At 32.8% G+C, this 20,510-nt stretch carries 19 protein-coding genes; all 19 read right to left on the minus strand.

What is annotated here, in order from left to right; genetic code table 11:
• Nucleotides 1-678: 678 nt before the first annotated feature.
• The 19 genes from WPG_RS10520 to WPG_RS10610 all read right to left on the minus strand — a co-directional run bounded on the left by WPG_RS10520 (nucleotide 679) and on the right by WPG_RS10610 (nucleotide 20,353).
• Nucleotides 679-1,062 (minus strand): hypothetical protein, encoded by a 384-nt coding sequence (locus WPG_RS10520; protein WP_045472284.1) that lies wholly within the window; start codon nucleotides 1,060-1,062, stop codon nucleotides 679-681.
• 214 nt (nucleotides 1,063-1,276) lie between these two features.
• Nucleotides 1,277-2,104, minus strand: coding sequence for an alpha/beta hydrolase (locus WPG_RS10525; RefSeq protein ID WP_045475453.1), 828 nt, complete (start codon nucleotides 2,102-2,104; stop codon nucleotides 1,277-1,279).
• A 381-nt stretch (nucleotides 2,105-2,485) separates the two neighbouring features.
• Nucleotides 2,486-3,778 carry a sensor histidine kinase gene (locus tag WPG_RS10530; protein WP_052471226.1) on the minus strand — a complete coding sequence of 431 codons (1,293 nt, stop codon included), beginning with the start codon at nucleotides 3,776-3,778 and terminating at the stop codon, nucleotides 2,486-2,488.
• Between the two features lie 265 nt (nucleotides 3,779-4,043).
• The gene (locus tag WPG_RS10535) at nucleotides 4,044-5,213 is read right to left on the minus strand and encodes an acyltransferase family protein (protein WP_045475457.1); all 1,170 of its coding nucleotides are present in this window, start codon (nucleotides 5,211-5,213) and stop codon (nucleotides 4,044-4,046) included.
• An 83-nt stretch (nucleotides 5,214-5,296) separates the two neighbouring features.
• Entirely contained in the window at nucleotides 5,297-6,181 is an 885-nt protein-coding gene (locus tag WPG_RS10540; protein ID WP_045472287.1) for a LytR/AlgR family response regulator transcription factor, read from the minus strand.
• Between the two features lie 405 nt (nucleotides 6,182-6,586).
• Entirely contained in the window at nucleotides 6,587-7,498 is a 912-nt protein-coding gene (hchA, locus tag WPG_RS10545) for a glyoxalase III HchA (protein ID WP_084221563.1), read from the minus strand.
• 8 nt (nucleotides 7,499-7,506) lie between these two features.
• Nucleotides 7,507-8,136, minus strand: coding sequence for a nitroreductase family protein (locus tag WPG_RS10550; RefSeq protein WP_045472290.1), 630 nt, complete (start codon nucleotides 8,134-8,136; stop codon nucleotides 7,507-7,509).
• Nucleotides 8,137-8,206: 70 nt separating this feature from the next.
• On the minus strand, nucleotides 8,207-8,782 hold the full coding sequence (locus tag WPG_RS10555; RefSeq protein ID WP_045472293.1) for a Crp/Fnr family transcriptional regulator: 576 nt from the start codon (nucleotides 8,780-8,782) through the stop codon (nucleotides 8,207-8,209).
• A gap of 387 nt (nucleotides 8,783-9,169) precedes the next feature.
• Nucleotides 9,170-9,631: a hypothetical protein gene (locus WPG_RS10560; RefSeq protein ID WP_045472296.1), complete on the minus strand. Its 462-nt coding sequence runs from the start codon at nucleotides 9,629-9,631 to the stop codon at nucleotides 9,170-9,172.
• Between the two features lie 560 nt (nucleotides 9,632-10,191).
• Complete coding sequence (locus WPG_RS10565; protein WP_045472299.1) at nucleotides 10,192-10,965, minus strand: LytR/AlgR family response regulator transcription factor; 774 nt, start codon at nucleotides 10,963-10,965, stop codon at nucleotides 10,192-10,194.
• 1 nt (nucleotide 10,966) lies between these two features.
• Nucleotides 10,967-11,998 carry a sensor histidine kinase gene (locus tag WPG_RS10570; RefSeq protein ID WP_052471229.1) on the minus strand — a complete coding sequence of 344 codons (1,032 nt, stop codon included), beginning with the start codon at nucleotides 11,996-11,998 and terminating at the stop codon, nucleotides 10,967-10,969.
• Nucleotides 11,999-12,051: 53 nt separating this feature from the next.
• Entirely contained in the window at nucleotides 12,052-12,981 is a 930-nt protein-coding gene (locus WPG_RS10575) for a DUF6268 family outer membrane beta-barrel protein (RefSeq protein WP_045472302.1), read from the minus strand.
• The gene (locus WPG_RS10580) at nucleotides 12,966-13,331 is read right to left on the minus strand and encodes a DUF2147 domain-containing protein (protein ID WP_045472305.1); all 366 of its coding nucleotides are present in this window, start codon (nucleotides 13,329-13,331) and stop codon (nucleotides 12,966-12,968) included. The genes WPG_RS10575 and WPG_RS10580 overlap by 16 nt, the downstream gene beginning before the upstream one ends.
• A gap of 33 nt (nucleotides 13,332-13,364) precedes the next feature.
• Nucleotides 13,365-14,036 carry an ABC transporter ATP-binding protein gene (locus WPG_RS10585; RefSeq protein WP_045472308.1) on the minus strand — a complete coding sequence of 224 codons (672 nt, stop codon included), beginning with the start codon at nucleotides 14,034-14,036 and terminating at the stop codon, nucleotides 13,365-13,367.
• Nucleotides 14,037-14,048: 12 nt separating this feature from the next.
• Nucleotides 14,049-15,287 (minus strand): ABC transporter permease, encoded by a 1,239-nt coding sequence (locus WPG_RS10590; protein WP_045472311.1) that lies wholly within the window; start codon nucleotides 15,285-15,287, stop codon nucleotides 14,049-14,051.
• A 3-nt stretch (nucleotides 15,288-15,290) separates the two neighbouring features.
• Nucleotides 15,291-16,355 carry an efflux RND transporter periplasmic adaptor subunit gene (locus WPG_RS10595; RefSeq protein WP_045472314.1) on the minus strand — a complete coding sequence of 355 codons (1,065 nt, stop codon included), beginning with the start codon at nucleotides 16,353-16,355 and terminating at the stop codon, nucleotides 15,291-15,293.
• 44 nt (nucleotides 16,356-16,399) lie between these two features.
• Nucleotides 16,400-17,737 (minus strand): TolC family protein, encoded by a 1,338-nt coding sequence (locus WPG_RS10600; protein ID WP_045472317.1) that lies wholly within the window; start codon nucleotides 17,735-17,737, stop codon nucleotides 16,400-16,402.
• A gap of 549 nt (nucleotides 17,738-18,286) precedes the next feature.
• Nucleotides 18,287-19,162: a DUF2867 domain-containing protein gene (locus WPG_RS17780; protein ID WP_084221565.1), complete on the minus strand. Its 876-nt coding sequence runs from the start codon at nucleotides 19,160-19,162 to the stop codon at nucleotides 18,287-18,289.
• 396 nt (nucleotides 19,163-19,558) lie between these two features.
• Nucleotides 19,559-20,353, minus strand: coding sequence for a cation transporter (locus WPG_RS10610; RefSeq protein WP_045472320.1), 795 nt, complete (start codon nucleotides 20,351-20,353; stop codon nucleotides 19,559-19,561).
• Nucleotides 20,354-20,510 lie beyond the last annotated feature (157 nt).

Here is a 20,510-nt window from a genome sequence, read left to right on the forward strand (position 1 = left end):
TTTTTGATTCAATCATTCTGGCGTACACTGCTATAAACTGAATGCTTTAACCTTAGATTGATACAGTCTAAAGAACAGAAAAACAAACCCTATAAAAAAGTGTTATCTATAGGTTTGCCAACGTATTGGTGTATGACCGCGTTGTGTGGTTTAAGTACTAAATTTAGTAAATAAGACGCAGATAGACCGCCTGCGAGGACTTTCAGACTTAAACACTAACTAGTCTAGTAATGACCCGAGCACAGCGAATAGGCTTAGCCATGATACACAGTTTTAGCTGGCTTTTATTAGCTTTTAATGGTGTCAGGCGTTCCGTTTTTCTCCGTCAGATCCCCAAAGATTTCCATTTGTTTCTAGCCTAAAATTACCTTTTTGGTCTTGATATGGCTATCAAAACCCTATTATCACTTAATCTGTAAGTATTCAAACCCTTAAAAGTATCACCATCAAGCACTATCATCAGTGGCATGAATCTCAATTTGCACCTTATTTAATCTTATCGATATAACCTTTTCCAAATTGTTTATTGTAGACACGCATTTCTTTCATAGTTATAGGAATACACCTTATAGAACTTTGTTTTATGAGCATCATTCCTATAGGATCGGTATTTGGTATTCGTACAGTGACCAGTGTAATCCATTCCTCGTTTTCTTCTAATATATAGGCTGGAAAACACTAATCTCCTTTTAAAACTAAAACAGGTTTCCAATTTAAATCTATATCATCTACTTTCAATCGTTCAGTAGCCATAAGTTCTAAATAGTTTAAGGACGGTATAAATTTTAGAACTAATGATTCCACCTCAGCTCTTATGTTTGCGATCAATTTTATTCGCATTAATAGACCAAGTAAGAAAGCAATAGCAAGCATAGCTAATACCGTAAAAAAAGTAAGTGTAATTTCCCCAAAAACATGTTCTATTTGAAATTTTTTGGCAATAGGTTCTATAAGTTTTTCAAAAATCTTCATGAATTTATATAACACATAAAGGACTACAGATAGTGGTAATGCTAGGGCAATACCTCGAAAGATGGTTGACTTTAATGAAAATTTTGTCATTTTATTTATTTTAAATTAGGACCGTATTCATTTTTTAATTTTTGTATTTTTTGGCTTTAGCTAGCGTATTGGTGTATACTCTCCTTGAGATGTTTAAGCACTAAATTTAGCAAATAATTCACAGATAGAAAGTCCGCTAGGACTTTCGCAAGTAGGCGAGTACTAGCAATGAATTATACACGGTGTTACCAAACGTATTTTTCTACAATAATTATTAATTCTCTTGATTAATGTAGAGTAAACCTTCGTACAAAGCTATTAATGGCACAGAGCGATGGTTTTCCTTGTCAAAATACTTTATTTCGATGTTTGTAGGTTCTTTCGTTTTCTTTGTGATTAATTTATAGAGATGGTCGTGTCTTTTTTTATTCCGCTCATAATTAGTATCTCCTTGATTGGCAGTAGCGATATAAAGTTTTTTACCCAATGATATTTTTGAAATAGAATCAACTTTGTTTTTCATCATCTCTTCGCTCCACCAAATACTTGGATCTATAGAAATGTAAGCATTGAAAACACTACTTTTATCTAAATAAGAATTTAATGTAAGTAGGCCTCCTAAAGAATGTCCAATAAGAGTTTTAGATGGTTTTGTTCTATATTTTTTATCAACATAAGGTATTAGCTCTTTCTCAATGAAATTCAAAAAATTCCTTCCTCCACCCATAGTATTTGGTCGTTTGGTCTTAATTTTGGTAAAAGTAAAATCTCGTTCGCGATCAACATTTTCTATGGCTATAATAATACTTTCTGGCATTAAATTGTTTCGGTTCCTATTGGAACTCATAAAATGCACTATTCCAGATGCTGTTTTAAAATGAGTATATCCATCCAACAATATGATAATAGGATATTTTTTCGCCACTTGAGTTGAATCATTATATGAATCAGGAATACTTATTAAACAAGTTCTTTCTTCATCTAAAATAGTTGATTTAATAATGAACTGACTTCCTATTATAATATCCCTTTTATTTTGTCCGAACGCGGTTTGTGCTCCAAAAAGTAGAATACATAATGCTACAAATGTTAAAGTTCTCATAGTTGGCTTTATATGTTTGTTAACGCCCACTGTGTATGGCGTAGTGAGGCGCGCCTCACGGAAAGCCATTGTTGCGCCTGATTAGCTATACACGCTGTTGTGTGTAGTATCGTTCGGAGTTCTCGTAGACTCGACTAAATATACATAAAATTGGCGAGGTGCGACAAACAGTGGGCGTTGGTATGTAATTAGTAGAAGGGCAGCGTTTGGAAAACGCGATTCTACGTGCCGCAGGCAATTACATACCAACGGTTTTGTATATGAAAAGTAGTGGATTTTTAGCACGTACTTTTTGGTTCATAACCGATCTTTATTGTATTCAGTATCTTTAATTTAAGCACTGAAGCCGCTATTTTTTATATACGTTGTTAGCAACTTTATTCATCCTTTTTTTTGAATTTCAAGAGGAAGATCGATATTAAAATGAACGCCTTTAGCAACCTCAGAATGCATTAGACGAATATGTCCTGATAATTTATTTAGCACTGCTTTTATTGTGGCTAAACCTATTCCGGTACTGTTTTCTGACTTTGCATTGAGTGTTTCAAATATTTCAAATATTTTATTCGCATACTTCATGCTGATCCCAGGACCATTATCTTTATAATCTATGACAAGTCTATTGTTTTCTATCTTTGATGAAATAGAAATGATGCATGTATCCTTATCATTAAATTTCAGACTATTAGTCATCAAATTTTGAAAAACCACTTGAATCACATGTTTTGATGTAATAACAATCTGTTTGCAATTCATAAGCTCTAACTTAACATTATCTGTATTTGCCAAATTAGCAAAAACAAATTTAGCAGTGTCTTCGAGTTTAAACTCACTAAAAACAAGATTTGCTTTTGAAACCCTAGCATAATCAATAGTCCCCTGAACAAGAGCTAATCCATACTTAGCTCTATCTTCAATTTGGTCGATCTTTTCTCCGAGAGAAATAGAAATTTCATCGGCATCTTCTTTTTTCAAAAATTCGATTATGGATAAAATTCCCCTTATGGGTGTTTGCATGTCATGAGATAATCTATAGGAAAATGCATCAATATCATGATTGAGCTGCTCTATGATTTTTATCTTCTCGATTAAGATTAAGTTTTTTCTTCTTAATTCAAACTGAGCAACTACCTGATTTGCAAGTGCTGTTAAGGAAGTTTGTTGAGTTTTACTCAGCTTTTTAGGCTTATTGTCAATAACACATAAAGTTCCTAAACAAAATCCTTCTGATGTATTCAATGGTGCTCCTGCATAGAATTTGACATTCGGTGCCTTAGTGGATAATGGATTGTCATGAAAACGCTCATCTTTCGCAGCATCTTCGACAATGAGTATTTCCTCTGGTTTGTTTATGGCGTGAGCACAAAAAGCAATATCCTTAGGTGTTTCTCTTACATCTAATCCATGATGAGATTTAAACCATTGCCTGCTAGAATCAATCAAAGAAACAAGAGCAATAGGAACATCACATATTTGAGAAGCAATAAGCGTTAGCTGGTCATATGCATCTTCTTCTAAAGTGTCTAAAAGGTTTAAATTCTGAAGTGCTTTAATCCTTTCGTTCTCGTTATCTGGTATGTCTGGTTTTATCACAGCCCTTATGGATTTTATTTTTTTATTGTTGCTAACGCCCACTGTGTATGGCGTAGTGAGGCGCGCCTCACGGAAAGCCATTGTTGCGCCTGATTGGCTATACACGCTGTTGTGTGTAGTATCGTTCGGAGTTCTCGTAGACTCGACTAAATATACATAAAATTGGCGAGGTGCTACAAACAGTGGGCGTTGGTATGTAATTAGTAGAAGGGCAGCGTTTGTAAAACGCGATTCTACGTGCCGCAGGCAATTACATACCAACTGTTTTGTATATGAAAAGTAGCGAATTTTTAAGGACTAATTTTCGGTTTATTACTAACTATAAATTTATAAAATTAAATTTTGTTTAAATTTTAAAACCGCTATTTTTTATATACGTTGTTGGCAACTGGCTTTTGTTCAGTGGTCTTTTTCGTGGTTTCATTCCGAAAAGCACTCTCATAACTCTAAAAGGGTAAATGGCAAAACGGTAAATTACCACAATAATAAAAAATGAAATAACTAAAAGAATTGTAAACTTAGCAGGAATATTTAAGTCGAGTTGAATGATGTAATATGCACAAATTACAATTACTGTTTGATGTAAAATATAAAACGGATAAATAGCTTCGTTCATCCATTTAAGGTAGAGACTAGGTTTATTAAAGTAAACCTGTCCATATCCCAATATGGTCAAAACAAAACACCATCCCAACAGACAGCATAAGGTATGCCATATATCCCAACGAGCAGAAAGGGTTAAATAAGGTTCTACCATAGTATTCGGTATAAAATAATAACCATAAAATAATAGTGTGCTAATACTAAAACCAATAAGATGGAAGTGTCTAAATCTTTTCAAATTGTCCCAAAAAATTTGTGAAGAAGCAAATAAAATACCAGAGATAAAAAAGTAAGTATAAAAGAATGTTTCTGAAAGATTTGCCAGTGAAGATGACCCAGTTGGATAATACCTTTTAAGTACAACTGTAAAAATGATAAGAGGAAGTCCTCCCATTAAAAAACCTAATTTATAAGAAGATATTTTTTCAATTCGATGAATAAATTTCTTAGATTTTTTGGATTTAAGAAAAATAATTAAAGGAATTACAATTACAGAAATCACATAAAGGTTTTCTATAAACCAAAGGTGATTAGTTTCAAATCGTCCTTCCGTGTAAATCTGCCAATAGGAATTGAATTCATTGATGTATTGATAATAAGTTTGCGGTGGTACAATAAAAAGCACACCAAAAATGAGTGGAATTATAAGTCTTCCTGTACGTTCTTTAAAAAAATGCTTCCATGTCCGCTTAGAAAATGCGAGAACTGTTCCCGTTCCCGATATTAAAAAAAGTAAAGGAAGTCTAAATTGCTCAAAGTAAACCATAATATCATCTAACAGTTTACTAGATTCAGCATTCATAATATGAAAATCATCTCCATTAAAAGGCATGCCTAAATGATGAAAATAAACAGCCAAAATAGCAATAACTCTTAACCAATCTAAATCGTATCTTCTTTTTGAAATATTCATTAATTCTGTTTTTTTTGGCAATGATAAAAACAAAAACAGCACGGTTTTTAGTTAAGTGATGAATAACAATGGGCAGGGACGAATTACAAGGTAAATTGTTTTTTTAGGCTCTTGTAAGCTTGGTTAAATTCTTCAACTTTTGAGCGAGAAACTGGGATTGTTCTTTTGGAATAGTTTTTTAAATAAAGTACATATCCTTGTGCATTTCCAGAAACAGATTCAATCGCGTTAAGGTTTACAACATAAGAGCGATGAGTTTTAAAAATAAACGGATACGACTTTAATTGATCCAAAAATTCTTTTAGGGTTAATCTTTTTAAGTCTTTTTCATTAGTATTTGAATAGTCATAAAATATTTCTAGATAATTACTATCCACTTTTGCATAAAGAAAAGTTTGAATATTTAACTCAAAATTCTCCTCTTTTATTGGCGTAACAATTTGAACTGTTGTGTTGACGTCATTTATATATTGTTGCGTAACGGTTATTTTTTTTAAATCATTTGAGTGCTTAATAATCAAACGATGAAGATTTAATGGTAAAATAATTAACAGCAATAAAATACCTATTAAAAACGTATTTCTAATTTCTTCCCATAAGTATCGAAAAGACCAGTTATCGGGGTTTGTATAAATAAAATCTCGAATTAAGAAACTAGCTAAACCTATAAGAAGTAGGATTACTGCTAAATGCAAAAATTCCTTGCCTAATGTCCAATTTTCGATATTTTTTACCGTTTTTTTGAGCAAGAAAAAATAGGCAAAAGCAACAGGAATTGGTATAACAGAATGTAATACCATAATCCAAAAAATATCTATTTTATGTTCTTCAATATTTACAACAAAGGGTTCAAATAAATAGGTAAAAATAAAACTTGCCATAGCAATAAAGCAAAGCAAAAGGAATACTCTTTTTAATTCCTCATAATAAAAAGGATAAGGTTGTTTTATGTAGGCTTTAATTTGCATTAAATTTATTCGGTCAAGTTCGGATATTCAGTTCAGCTTGTTGCCAACGCCCACTGTGTATGGCGTAGTGAGGCGCGCCTCACGGAAAGCTATTGTTGCGCCTGATTAGCTATACACGCTGTTGTGTGTAGTATCGTTCGGAGTTCTCGTAGACTCGACTAAATATACATAAAATTAGCGAGGTGCGACAAACAGTGGGCGTTGGTATGTAATTAGTAGAAGGGCAGCGTTTGGAAAACGCGATTCTACGTGCCGTAGGCAATTACATACCAACGGTTTTGTGTATAACTAGTAGCGAAAAATAAAATTCTACTTTTCCGTGAGAATTTACAAAATAAAAAGTAATAGCGATTTGAATGATAACTCAAATCGCTATTACTTATACACGTTGTTGGCGGTAGTTTTTTATTTGTTTACCTCTTTAAGTAATTCGGTTGCGGCTAATTTTCCAAAATCATTGGCAGCTAAAGGACTAGCTCCTGTTATTAATTTTCGGTCTTTATGAACTGTATTATCAGCTTCTTCGTTGATGATTGTAACTCCTAAGTTGTTTAACTTTTCTCCATACTTGTAAGGCATATGACCAGGTGTATAACCAATCATTAGTCCTTGCTCATCCACAGCATCTGGAAATGAAGCGATTTTATAGCCTTTAAAGACATAAGTATCTTTTTTGCTATCTAAACCTGCTGCTAATAATGCTGCTGGACCATGACAAATAGCTAGTGTAAACATATCATTTTTGTGCGACCAGTTTATTAGTTTGTTCACATCTTTGTTTTCTGGTAGTCCAAGCATTGCTCCATGACCTCCTGGAATAAAAATAGCAGCATAATCTGAGCTTTCATTCATAGTGTTAGCAACAAAATCAGATAAGTTTCCTGGATTTTCAAATATCTTTTTGAATTCAGCATATATTGCTTTTATATGCTCATCGTCTTCTGGCATTGCCCATTGCTCAATAACAACAGGTTTTCCATTAGGTGTTACAACATCTACATCAAAGCCAGCATTTTTTAAATGTAGCACAGGTAAAAGTATTTCTACAGGATGATTTCCAGTTGAGAACTTTTTACCATTAGCCATGGTCATATTTTTCTGCTCCGTGCATATCATTAGCACCTTTTTATTTCCTGTGTACTTATTTTCATAAACAGTATTATCAAAATCTGTAGTTGGAGATGTTGCTAATTTTAATGCTAATGGCGACGGAATATAAGATCCGTCTTCAGTTTCTATTGGTCTTGATGTAAAGTATAAGACAATAAAAGCTAGTAAGATGATGCTTGCTATTGTTAATATTATTTTTTTCTTCATGATTTGATTTATATGAATGTTACTAATTTATCCATTGGTTTTCTAACTTTTACAAGGTTGACTAACCAATCTTTTTCTGCGTCTTTATAACCTATAGGTAATAAAAGTGTACTTCGTAATCCTTTTTCGCGCAATCCTAGAATTTTATCTAAAGCTTCAGGATCAAATCCTTCCATTGGTGTACTATCTAAACCTTCATATACAGCTTGGGCAATGGCAGCCATAAATGCAATATAAGTTTGCCTTGCAGCATGTTCAAAGTTCGTTTCAGGATCACGTTTAGGGTAGCCATCTAACAACATTTGACGATAGTTTTCCCAACCTTCATTTTTAAATCCTCTTATTTCGTTTGTTAAATCGAACATATAATTAATACGGTCTGCCGTATAATTATCCCAAGCTGCAAACACCAATAAATGGGAGCAATCTGTAACTTGTGATTGATTCCAAGCAATTTCTTTGATACTAGATTTAGTATCGTCATTTGTAACTACAAAAACTTCAAAAGGTTGTAATCCACTAGATGTTGGTGCTAACCTTATGGCCTCTAAAATGTTATCTATTTTTTCTTGAGGAACTACTTCGCCATTCATTGCTTTAGTAGCGTATCGTTCATTTAATTTGTCTATAAAACTCATTGTCATATGTTTAATTATCGCACAAAAGTAAATGATAATCAAAATGTAAATATGAATCTATGGTAATAAATTAATTTTTGATTCTTTCTTTTCTAATTCTGCTTAGACTTTGAGGAGTAATGCCTAGATATGAGGCAATTTGATAGTTAGGTATTATTTTTTCGAATTCAGTATAATTCTCAATAAACTGATTATATTTTTCTGCAGCAGTTAAGGCTAATAAGCTTAAAATTCGTTTTTGAAGTGCAGAAATACGCTTTTCAAAATTCTTACGCTGAATGATTTCAAATTGAGGAAATTCTTTATAAAATTTTTCAACTTTAGAATTGTCGATTATTAAAACCTTAGAATGGGTTAGGCTTTCGATGGAGACAACAGATTTGTTATCCGTATAAAGTGTTATGTAATCGCTTATCCACCAGTTCTTAATGGCAAACTGTATGGTGTGTTCTTTTCCGTCTTCCGTTTTGAAAAAAGAACGCAAACAACCACTTACAACAAAAATATGCTCTTTTTTAATAGAGTTTTCAGCTAGGATTTGTTCTCCTTTTATTAAATTTTTTTCTTTGATTATTTCATTTAGTTTACTTTCTATTTCAGGTGAAATTGAAATCGTATTTTTAAAATAATCTAAAAGTTCATTCATATTTTCAAATTACCGCCAACGCCCACTGTGTATGTCGTAGTGAGGCGCGCCTCACGGAAAGCCATTGTTGCGCCTGATTAGCTATACACGCTGTTGTGTGTAGTATCGTTCGGAGTTCTCGTAGACTCGACTAAATATACATAAAATTGGCGAGGTGCGACAAACAGTGGGCGTTGGTATGTAATTAGTAGAAGGGCAGCGTTTGGAAAACGCGATTCTACGTGCCGCAGGCAATTACATACCAACGGTTTAGGCTATGATTTCGTTGTGGAATCATCCGCAGGATTATTCCGCCTATGAAATCAGCAGTTTTGGTTTTTAAATTTATTCTTTTTTACTCAATGCCACAATGAATTATAGCCAGTGTTAGCCACTGTATTTTTCAGTTTAAGGTATCGTTTCAATTCCAGCAAATTTGAGTTCTCCATTTATCTTTTTTAAATAAATTCCTAATTGCTCTCCTTCGTGGTTTTCGGCTAATTCTCCCTTTTCCCAAGTTGTAAGATAAGCCGTAATATCACTTTGTTTATTGTTCTCGTTTATTATTATAAGTTCTGAAGATGTTTTTGCTTTTTTAAAACTTTCAAACTTGTTAATTTTCTCAATGAAATTTTCAAAAAAGTGTTTTCGGTCAGTCATATATGGCTCTTCCGTCAAATTGGGGTTTGAAAAGCAAATTATACAGTAGATTTTTTCCGTTGAAATTCTCTCAAAAGTTTCAAAATTCGGGTTTTCAAAATTCTCAAATATTGATTTCAAAGCCAATTCAACTTTTTCTTTTTCCGAATATTCTTTTTGAAATCCTGATATAATCGTAAAAATTAGAATAGACAAAAGTATCTTTTTCATATTGTGGCTAACGCCCACTGTGTATGGCGTAGTGAGGCGCGCCTCACGGAAAGCTATTGTTGCGCCTGATTAGCTATACACGCTGTTGTGTGTAGTATCGTTCGGAGTTCTCGTAGACTCGACTAAATATACATAAAATTAGCGAGGTGCGACAAACAGTGGGCGTTGGTATGTAATTAGTAGAAGGGCAGCGTTTGGAAAACGCGATTCTACGTGCCGTAGGCAATTACATACCAACGGTATTGTATATGGCAAGTAGGGCAGTAGAAAGTACTAAACTTTCAGGCTGGCACTTACTTTTGTTAAATGTATAAAATTTTAATTTAGCACAAATTGCCCTATTTGCTATATACCGTGTTGTGCATAGTGCTTTTCACGTTTTGCTTAGTTTTCCGATGTTTTTTATTTAGTTCGGAATTGAGCGTTGGCAAGACATACTCTTTTGCAATTTTTGGCGTAGCGTTGGCTGTAGCGAATTGCGAATGTGTATGACTTATGCGTTGGAAAACTAATAAAAGTGCTTACAATCTGAAGAACAATTTTTTTTCTACCACTTTTGTTTATCTATCCATCCATCGTTTAAAGGCTGCTGCCTTGTCCTTACCAACTATTATATCCTCTGTGTGTGACGGTTTTATTTCGAGTTTTAGTTTCCCATTAAAATAAGAATGAACTCTTTTAATAGCGTCAATATTTACTATAAATTGACGATTTATTTTAAAAAAAATGTCGGGATTTAATTGTTCTTTTAAGCTCTCTAGTGAAAAATTAACTGGGTATTCTCTTTTTTCGAAAGTAACAGCAAAAGTAATGCCTTGCATACTGTAAAAGAGTGCAATGTCTTCAACAGGCAAATGAAAAAACGATTCATTGGATTGTATCAGAAAGCGGTTACGGTATTCAGTCTTTTCACCTTTAATTAAAGAAGCAAGTTCGGAAAAATCAATATTGGAATTCTGTTTCTGAATAAACTGTTTGTTGTAGTTATGATATTTTTCAAAGGCAGTTTTTAACTCATCTTTTTCTACTGGTTTTAACAGGTAGTCAATGCTATTTACTTTAAAGGCTTGTATGGCATATTCATCATAAGCAGTTGTAAAAATAATGGCACTTTCAACTTTTGCCTGCTTAAAAATTTCAAAGCTAAGGCCATCAGATAATTGAATATCCAACAAAACAATATCGGGATGTGGGTTGTTTTGAAACCATTCCACGGCAGATTTTATACTATCCAAACACCCAATAACTTTCGTATCAAAATTTATTTCCTGCAAGGTTTCTTTTAGCAAGCGTTGTGCTGGTAATTCGTCTTCTATTATTACTGCTTTTATCATTTTATTCTTCGATTAAAGGAATCGTTACCACAAATTTCGCCTCTTGTTTACCATAAGTAAAACCCTCTTTTTTAATAAGCTCAAATCGCTTGCTTAAATTAGCTAAACCAGTGTATGTTGAATTGACCGTATCAATAATTTGTAAGTTATTACTAACGGTTAAAGTGTTATCACTACCGCTTTCAATTGAAATTTTCAACACGTTTTCCTCATTAGCTACATTGTGTTTTATGGCATTTTCAACTAGAATTTGCAGAGTTAAAGGTGGTAGTTGCGTTTCTAAAGCTTCATCTGAAATAGTCGCTGAATATTCTAATGCATCACCAATTCTGACTTTATGTAAAAAAATAAAGGACTCGATAAATTCAATTTCTTTTTTCAATGGAATTAAATCGTGATTTTTACTTTGTAAAACATAGCGATATACTTTTGATAGTTTGCGTGTAAAATCTTCTGCAGTTTTTGGATCGTGTTTTATTTCTGAAATTAAAACATTCAAACTATTAAACAAAAAATGTGGATTTACTTGATTTTGCAAAACCCGATAATTGGCTTTTAGTTTTTCCTGTTTGTAATATTCGGCATCCAATAAAGAACTATTCCATTGCTTGAAAAAGTTGATGGTCATAGAAATAACAATAAAAACCAATAAAAAAACAACGGAACCTATAAATATAATAACGGGTGCACGTGGATAGATTAATGACTGTTCATTTATAAAATACCAAGCAATAAAAGGGATTCCAATAGAAATAAAAGCCCAAATCATAATTAAAACGAACTGAATAACAATTCGTTTTTTAGGAAAATTAAACCAATGGATTTTTTTATTTAAGTAGCGGTCAAAAAATAAGCTGCCTTCTACATTCAAATTGAAAAAAAGTAGGTAGAAAAATAAAAATACTTGTTTAGGAATCGGTGAATTATATTCGATATCATTCGGCATAACGAAGGTTACTAATCTTATTACGAGAATAGCATATAATGACACCAAAACAATTCTAATTACAGTATTTTTAATATTTTTTGACATTTCTAATTACAGTAAATTACAGATAGTAATATATTAAATTAAAATTAACGCTATTATTTTCTTTTTGGCGGAACCAACACAATTCCTACACTAAAAAAAGGTGCTGATTCAGAGTCAAAATCATAAGTCGTATCGTCTGTGTCAATTAAACTGTATTTTCTACCTGCACTTAAGCCTCCAAAAGCTTCTAAACGAAGTATTTTAGTTAGTTGATAATTGGATAATACTCCAAAATTTACTCTCGAATAGTTTATTTCATCAATACTATTGTCTTCAGAATACACATTAAAATTTCCTCCGTTAAGATTATACTTTACACCTAATTCTAATTTATTACTTGGCAATAATGAATAGGTATAGTTAGTATTTATAGGAAATAAAGCATTTATCTCGTGCCTATTTTTTTTATACTGCAGATTAACCAAAGGAATTAATCTCGGACTCCCCAAACGTGCACCATAAGCTAAACCTCCTCCTATTTTAAATGTAGAACTTAATTTTCTTGTAGCTGTAACTGCTCCTTGAAAAATAAAATCGTCAGAACTTAATTTTGCCTCAAAATCTGATGCTAATGTGGGTTTTAAATTGACAAGAAGATTCCATTTTTCGTTCCATTGATGTAGCAAAGTTATTTGGTAATAAAACATTTGTAACTTTTTATTGTTATCATCAAACCAAAACAATGGATTATCAAATGATGCTTCCACAAATCCATAACCAAACCCATTAACTAAAACAGTTTTATCGTTTTTTAATTTCTTCGGAAAGTTTACAAAAGCACCAAATTCTTGAAATGAAATTTCTTGGTTTCCTGAATCATTTTTTATTTCTGATTTTGGGTAGTTTGCATATTTGATTCCTGCTAATTTAAAATCCTGTGCATAACTTGCTTTCAGAAAAATAAAGAAGAAAAAAATACCTAAACTTGCTTTTTGCTTCGCTGTATTCTTATTAGAATATCGCATAATTACTTTCTTACCCATTCTATCGTTTTACTAAAAAACCCAACCTTTATTTTAACATCAAGCGTATTTTCTTTTGGAATAAATTCTGCATCATACCATTCTTTACGTTTTGGCGAATATGTTTTTCCTTTCCATTTTCCTTTCTTTACCTTTAGATCTTTAACCATTAGTTTTCCAATTTCAGCTTTAGGATTATCCGAAGAAATAATTGTTCCACAATAAATACCATCATTTTGTTCAATTTTTATAACCGTGTTTTGTTTTCCGACAACCCAATCGCCTGCTACTTCAGATTGCGATTGTGCATAATTAGTGATACTAAATAATGTCATGAATACTACTGTAATTACATTTTTTAAATTTTTCATTTTGTTGTTTTTATTTGTTTAACTTATTTATTGTTATCGAATTAATTTACCATCAGACAGTTCGATAATACGGTCGCAATTGTCTGCAAACTCATCATCGTGAGTAACAGCTATAATGGTTTGCCCGCGTTCTTTTGCCAGTTCTTTAAACACATCAAAAACAATATTTGTGTTTTTAGAATCGAGGTTTCCTGTCGGTTCATCTCCCATAATAATAGATGGCGAATTGATTAGTGCTCTTGCAATGGCAACTCGTTGTTGTTGTCCGCCTGATATTTTAGAGGCTTTTTTATGTTCATTGCCTTTCAAACCTAACAAGTGAAGTGATTCGATGGCTTCTGCTTCAATTTCATCTTTAGGTCTTTTATTCAGTTTTAAAGCTGGTAACATTACGTTGTCTAAAACGGTAAATTCTGGTAACAAAAAGTGAAACTGAAACACAAAACCGATTTGTTCGTTTCTAAACTTTGCTAGTTCATTTTGTGATAAACCGGTGACTTGCGTGCCGTTAATGGCAATGTTTCCGTTGTATTTTGTATCCATTGTAGATAGCAGATACAGTAAGGTAGATTTACCTGAACCCGATTTTCCGATAATGGAAACAAATTCGCCTTTTTTCACATCAAAAGAAATATCTTTTAATACTTGAAATTCTACTGGATCGTAAAAATGTTTGTTTATATTTTGTATAGAAATTGCATTCATTTGTTGTTGTTTTTAACCTCTTAATATTTCAACTGGATCTACTTTTGATGCTTTTCGGGATGGAAGATATCCTGCTATTAGTGTGATAATTGTACCAAAAGAAAATGCCAATATGTAATCCTTTGCATTATATACAACAGGTAATGTGTTGTGTGAAGCAATTTTAAAGGGCACAATGTCCAGCATTTGTACAATCATATTTCCTAAAAACAAGCCAACCAAGCCACCGATTAAGCCTATGGCTACCGACTGTGTTAGGAAAATTTCAATCACATCTTTTCCATTAAATCCCATTGCTTTTAAGATGGCTATCTCTTTAATTTTTTCGTTTACGGTCATATTCATAATGTTGTAAATTCCAAATCCTGCCACAATCAGTATGGTTAGAGAAACTGCAATTGCCAATATATCTCGCAATAAACTGGAAGACACCAGTTGACCGTTTCCTTCTTGCCAAGATTCAACTTTATAGTCTGTAAGTTTGCGTACTTTTTCAGCAACTTCACTGGCATTATTATAGTCATAGGTGTTTACCAAAATATCAGTTGCATAACTTTTATTTTTAGAAAAAAATTGTCTAGCGGTTTGAATAGAAATCAATGCTCGTGTTCTATCTGCTCCTTTAGAACCAGATTCTAAAAGTCCTATAATTTTGAAGGTTTTAGATATTCCTTCAGATGTTGAAACTGAAATGGTATTACCTGTTTTTACGCCAATGGTTTGTGCCAATCCAACGCCCAAAATAATACCATCAGAGCGTTTGTCTAATTCACTTAAATTACCTTCTACAATATATTTTGCGGTTTCAAAAAGTTTGTTTTCATTAACTGTTTCAATACCTGAAAGCGAAGCACTTGTATTTGAAACGCCATTTCTAATAAAAACTTTCTCATTGAGTTGTAGTGCAACACCATTGATTTCAGGCAAATTCAATAATTCATTTTTAATTGCATCTGCGTTTTTAATGCCTTGTGTATATTGAATATTTCTGGCATTATTGACCATTAAAACCGTATTGCTATCTTTCGGTTTTGGTATTATTGGCGCTATCTTTTCCGATAAATCATTATAAATTTTAATGTGCGACATTGAGGTGAAAGTAATTTCCGTTTGTATATTATTTACACCTGCCATAAAACTGTTCATTGCGATGTACATAGAGATACCAAAGCTTACACTTAATATCGCTACAAGTAGTTGTCGAAACCTTGACGTAAGATGTACTTTTGCAATTTTCTGATTAGTATTCATCGTTTACATTTTTGATTTTACAATGATGTCTTCTTCTGAAATTCCTGAAATTACTTCCGTCCAATCACTATTTTTTCTTCCTGTTTTAATAGCTATTTCTTCATCATTTTCAAGGATTACATAATTTTCTCTTATAAGATATGCAGTTGGAATAACCAATACATTTTTACTACTGCCAGTTTCAATATTTGCTTGTAGTTGAGAACCTGAAAATATTTTATTGGGTACTTGGTCAAACTGTGCTTCTACCACATACGATTGTTCTGTGGTGTTAAATGAAGGATAAATTTTTGAAATTTTTGCTTTAAACGTCTCGTTAGGATTGGTGTTTAAATGCACCAAAACTAGCTGATTGTTGTTTACTTTTTTAATATCATCTTCCGCAACAAATAGTTTGATGATAAACGCACCACTTCCAATTTCTGCAATAGCTTCGCCTCTTTTAATGAGTTCGCCTTGTTTTTTAAACACATTGATAACCGTTCCAGAAATAGATGAATTTAGTTTGTAATCATCTAAGATGGCTTTTTGCGTTTTAACTTGCACTAAGCTTCGTTTTTCATTTAGTTTTAAATCAGATTCAGTTGACTTGTAACTGTCTTGTAGTCCTAAAAGGTTATTTTTTGAAGCTTTGTACTGTAATTCGGCTTTTTCAAAATCCAATTGTGATACCGAATTTTTTGCACGTAAATCCTTGTAACGCTGGTAATTTGTTTTGTCTAAGGATAATTGTGTTTTTGCTTGATTAATGTTTGTTTGAATTTGCTTTAATATAGAAGCATTTGCAGAAGCATTGGTTACCGCATTTTTATAGACCACTTGTGCATCTGCAAGCTGGTTGTTTTGCACATCACTTTTTATAACAGCAACCGTTGTGTTGTTAGTTATAATATCGCCTTCACTTACTGGTATTGTGGTTAAAATTCCATCTGCATTAGCAGATACTGTATATTGATTTTCTTGTTCTATAAAACCACTTGCAAAAACTGCATCTTCAATATTTTTTCGTGTTGGTGTTGTTGTTTCTTTGTTATTACACGATGACAATAGCGATAGTGCTACTATCATACATCCCAAAAAAGTTATTCTGTTATATTTCATTATTATGTTAATTAATTGTTGGATTTTAAATCTAGTTGTCTGATATACATTTTATACTTCGCCAATGTGTATGATGCCAAACTTTGCAGATACGTATTTTGTGCATTTAGCAAATCTTCATAACTGTCTAAACGTTCGTTTAAACTTGTAATACCGCTATTGTATTTGTTTTCTGCGTGTACATCATTTTTTTGTCTGAGCACCATAATTTTGGTGTATTCTGCTAATTCTTCTTCAAATTGATTGACATCTAAAAGCAATAAATCATCTTCCTTTTGCTTCACCAATTTTGTGTTTTCCAGTTGCAACTCTTGTTGTTGCAGTTCTAATTTTGATTTCTTGATTTTTGAGCGAGAAGAAAATCCACTGAAAATTGGGATATTCAGCTTTGCACCAATATATTGTTGTGGTAATTCGTTAGCGTTTGAAAAATCTGTAAATCCATCGGTAGCCCAACTCGTGTTGTATTGATAGTTAAGACTTAGATTAGGCAGAAGCAATGCTTTCTTTTCTTTTAGAAGCGATTTTTGTTTATCGACTTCCATTTCTTGCCAAGTAATTTCAGGATGTATGGTTTCAAAATTTGTATTAGTTAAACTGAAATTTTGAGGTGAATCTGAAATTATAATTTGTTGGCTAGTATTTAGCTGACTTTGCAATTGCGTATAAAATCTGCTTCGATTACTTAATGCTTGTTGTAAAGTGTTACGGTTTTGTAACTGTTTAATTTTAGCTAAATTGAGTGCTTCCTCACTTGCGATTCCTTTTTGAAAATTTTCATTTGTACTCTTATAAATCGCTTCTGAAACCTTTAGGTTTTCTTCATAAATAACAATAGCTTCTTGTGTTAGCAAAATGGAATAGTACGTTGAAGCCAAAAGATTATAGGTGCTAAGCTTGCTTTTTTGTGTGTTAATTTCGCTTTGTTCAGTTACTATACCTGCTGTTTCCGAAGCAAATATTTTTTGAAAATTTAGAATATTCCATTGTGCTTGAATTCCCGTAGAATAAACGTGTTGTTGTCCAAAGGTTAATTCTCGAAAACTGCCTTCAGTAGCGTTTGGATTAAAAAATTGTTCAGGAACCAAAGTGGGTTGCAAGGTTAGGTTGTTGTTATATCCTGCACTAGCATTTACAGAAGGATATAAATAGGATTTTGCACCCTTTTTATTGGCACTTGCTATTTGCTCGCCAATAAGGGCATTTTGTATTTGTATGGCGTGTTCATCAGCGTATTTCAGCAACTCTTGAAAGGACTGAAACTGAATTTGCACATCCATTTCATTGCTTTGCGCAACTACAAATGTTGTGCTTAATGTTATTAAAAAGAGTATTAAAATTCTGTTCATTACAAAAAATCTGTTTTAAATTCTTTGCAAAGATGTAGAGCTATGTCTTCTTTTTTAGAAATTAGTTATTGAAGTCGAATTTTGGGCATTGAGGTCGAAAAGGAAGTTATGAAGATAATTTGGTAAGTTGTGCGGAGGGAAAAGGCAAGCTCTTTTTATTTTTTGAGGCACGAAAAAAATGAAATGTGCTTGACTGTGCGGTTGGATTTTTTAGTTTAAATGTTGATGGTTTGCTCGGTTTTCAGCATTATGCACAACGCCCACTGTGTATGGCGTAGTGAGGCGCGCCTCACGGAAAGCCATTGTTGCGCCTGATTAGCTATACACGCTGTTGTGTGTAGTATCGTTCGGAGTTCTCGTAGACTCGACTAAATATACATAAAATTGGCGAGGTGCGACAAACAGTGGGCGTTGGTATGTAATTAGTAGAAGGGCAGCGTTTGGAAAACGCGATTCTACGTGCCGTAGGCAATTATATACCAACGTTCAGTGTATGGTGACGCAGCATCCCGAAGGGTGCAATGCACCATACACATTGTTGTGTTTTCGTTATTTTTCTTGATATGCATTTTTAACCATCCTTCTGACTATTTGTCTGTGAAAAGGTTTTATGAAACTCATATATATTTTCCCTTTAAGATTATTGTATTCCACCAAAGTAATTACTTTAATGTTGTACGAAGCAGATTTATCATCACTTATCAATGCACGAAAGTTTAAATGTGAATCATCTGCGCCTAAAATCACTTCAGAATCTGAGATCGAGTATATTTTAAAAAATTTCACATATCCTCCAACCTTGAAGTTTTCAATATAGTCATCGGGTATTTCTGTTTTCAAACCAAACAAACCTGCAATTTTATTTCGTAGAACGAATAATGAATTAACCCACTTTGGAGTTGTATTAAAAATGAGATTTGTAATTTCTTCAACATTATTTGTATGATTGGTCGTAGAGAAAGTATCAACAAAGTCTATTTTTGTCAGTAAACCTTTTTGATTGTCATTTAATCTGGTTTTTTCTTCGATTACTTTTCTGTTTAGTTCCTTTTTAACAATTATAAAACATAAAATAGCAGAAGTCAATGTCAAGAAAGTTCCTAGGATTAATTCTATTATACTTTTCGAAAATAGATTACCAATAGTGTTTAAAGCGAAAAAAACTGAGAAAATCCAAATTAGAATATCAATAACTTTACTATTTACTCCTTTCACTAGTTGTCTGTATTTGATATACAATACTGTTAATATGAAGGCATTCAGTAGTATTGAAAATGTTTCAAAAGATTTCATTTCCTCAACTGAATTAAGTTTTCCTGCCCAAACTTTGTCATAAGGAATTTGCTCTGTCAAAATCAAAAAGTGAAACAGCAGAACTATTCCAAGTATAAAAAACATGATAATTAAAGCTACTTTCTTTTTCATATTTAATGTCCTATTTTTTCTAATGAAATACAACGCCCACTGTGTATGTCGTAGTGAGGCGCGCCTCACGGAAAGCCATTGTTGCGCCTGATTAGCTATACACGCTGTTGTGTGTAGTATCGTTCGGAGTTCTCGTAGACTCGACTAAATATACATAAAATTGGCGAGGTGCGACAAACAGTGGGCGTTGGTATGTAATTAGTAGAAGGGCAGCGTTTGGAAAACGCGATTCTACGTGCCGCAGGCAATTACATACCAACGTGTTTGTGTATGATGTCGTTGCGTTGGTTAGGTTAAATTTAGTAAAAGAAACTAGAACAGAGGAGGAGTCGATGCTTTTTCCGAATAATCACAGAACAAGCAATGCGTTATACACGTTGTTGTGACCTGTGCTTTTTACTTTCCTAGTTTCAAAATTCTAATAGCACCTTGAATAACTAACGTAAAGACTATTGTTCCAATAATTAAATCAGGTTTACTTGAATTTAACCAATTTACTAGAACTCCTGCGATTATAATTCCTAAATTTATAATTACGTCATTCGAAGTAAATATCATACTTGCTTTCATGTGAGCTTCTTCTTTACTCTTTGATTTTTGTAAAATATAAAGACAGATTCCGTTTGCAATAAGTGCAAAAATCGAAACGATAATCATAGTCGAAAAATCAGGAAGTTTCTCGTCTCCAAAAAAACGTCTCAGAACTTCTAAAAATCCAATAACGGCAAGTATAATCTGAAAATAACCAGCAAGCTTTGCAATCCGTTTTTTTCTTATTACTGTTCCTCCAACGGCAAACAGGCTAATTCCATAAACAAAACTATCTGCGAGCATATCCAAACTGTCAGCTACAAGTCCCATTGATTTTGATATCAGACCTGTTGTCATTTCGATTATAAAAAAAGCAAAATTGATTAAAAGAACAGACCAAAGAAGCCTTTTCTGGTTTTTATTTTCTTCAAATTCTGTCTGTTCAGATTGTTCGGTAGATATTTTCTTTTCGCCTAGTTTTAATTCTGAGATAGATTTTTCTATTTGTTGAATTTCCCCGTTATGAAAGACTGTCAATATTCGGTTAGGAATATCAAATTCTAAATTCGCAATACTTGAGATTCCATCCAATTTCATTCGGATTAGGTTTTCCTCTGAAGGACAATCCATTTTGGTGATTTCAAATATCGATTTTTGCATTCAATATCGAATTTTAAGCATTGGTTACAACGGTTTGTGTATGATCTCGTTGCGGTGTTTAAGCACTGAAGATAGCAAATAAAATACAGATAGAAAGTCCGCTAGGACTTTCGCAAGTAGACACTAATTAGCAATGAATTATACACGGTGTTCTACG

Source organism: Winogradskyella sp. PG-2 (assembly GCF_000828715.1).
Lineage (GTDB): Bacteria > Bacteroidota > Bacteroidia > Flavobacteriales > Flavobacteriaceae > Winogradskyella.

What these genes read in the sequence shown, in the direction of transcription:
- WPG_RS10595 (WP_045472314.1), bottom strand. Translation starts at nt 16,355, where the DNA reads ATGATAGTAGCACTATCGCTATTGTCATCGTGTAATAACAAAGAAACA.
- WPG_RS10560 (WP_045472296.1), bottom strand. Translation starts at nt 9,631, where the DNA reads ATGAAAAAGATACTTTTGTCTATTCTAATTTTTACGATTATATCAGGA.
- WPG_RS10535 (WP_045475457.1), bottom strand. Translation starts at nt 5,213, where the DNA reads ATGAATATTTCAAAAAGAAGATACGATTTAGATTGGTTAAGAGTTATT.
- WPG_RS17780 (WP_084221565.1), bottom strand. Translation starts at nt 19,162, where the DNA reads ATGAAAAAGAAAGTAGCTTTAATTATCATGTTTTTTATACTTGGAATA.
- WPG_RS10590 (WP_045472311.1), bottom strand. Translation starts at nt 15,287, where the DNA reads ATGAATACTAATCAGAAAATTGCAAAAGTACATCTTACGTCAAGGTTT.
- WPG_RS10520 (WP_045472284.1), bottom strand. Translation starts at nt 1,062, where the DNA reads ATGACAAAATTTTCATTAAAGTCAACCATCTTTCGAGGTATTGCCCTA.
- WPG_RS10565 (WP_045472299.1), bottom strand. Translation starts at nt 10,965, where the DNA reads ATGATAAAAGCAGTAATAATAGAAGACGAATTACCAGCACAACGCTTG.
- WPG_RS10585 (WP_045472308.1), bottom strand. Translation starts at nt 14,036, where the DNA reads ATGAATGCAATTTCTATACAAAATATAAACAAACATTTTTACGATCCA.
- WPG_RS10570 (WP_052471229.1), bottom strand. Translation starts at nt 11,998, where the DNA reads ATGTCAAAAAATATTAAAAATACTGTAATTAGAATTGTTTTGGTGTCA.
- WPG_RS10575 (WP_045472302.1), bottom strand. Translation starts at nt 12,981, where the DNA reads ATGGGTAAGAAAGTAATTATGCGATATTCTAATAAGAATACAGCGAAG.
- WPG_RS10550 (WP_045472290.1), bottom strand. Translation starts at nt 8,136, where the DNA reads ATGAGTTTTATAGACAAATTAAATGAACGATACGCTACTAAAGCAATG.
- WPG_RS10525 (WP_045475453.1), bottom strand. Translation starts at nt 2,104, where the DNA reads ATGAGAACTTTAACATTTGTAGCATTATGTATTCTACTTTTTGGAGCA.
- WPG_RS10555 (WP_045472293.1), bottom strand. Translation starts at nt 8,782, where the DNA reads ATGAATGAACTTTTAGATTATTTTAAAAATACGATTTCAATTTCACCT.
- WPG_RS10610 (WP_045472320.1), bottom strand. Translation starts at nt 20,353, where the DNA reads ATGCAAAAATCGATATTTGAAATCACCAAAATGGATTGTCCTTCAGAG.
- hchA (WP_084221563.1), bottom strand. Translation starts at nt 7,498, where the DNA reads ATGAAGAAAAAAATAATATTAACAATAGCAAGCATCATCTTACTAGCT.
- WPG_RS10530 (WP_052471226.1), bottom strand. Translation starts at nt 3,778, where the DNA reads ATGGCTTTCCGTGAGGCGCGCCTCACTACGCCATACACAGTGGGCGTT.
- WPG_RS10580 (WP_045472305.1), bottom strand. Translation starts at nt 13,331, where the DNA reads ATGAAAAATTTAAAAAATGTAATTACAGTAGTATTCATGACATTATTT.
- WPG_RS10540 (WP_045472287.1), bottom strand. Translation starts at nt 6,181, where the DNA reads ATGCAAATTAAAGCCTACATAAAACAACCTTATCCTTTTTATTATGAG.
- WPG_RS10600 (WP_045472317.1), bottom strand. Translation starts at nt 17,737, where the DNA reads ATGAACAGAATTTTAATACTCTTTTTAATAACATTAAGCACAACATTT.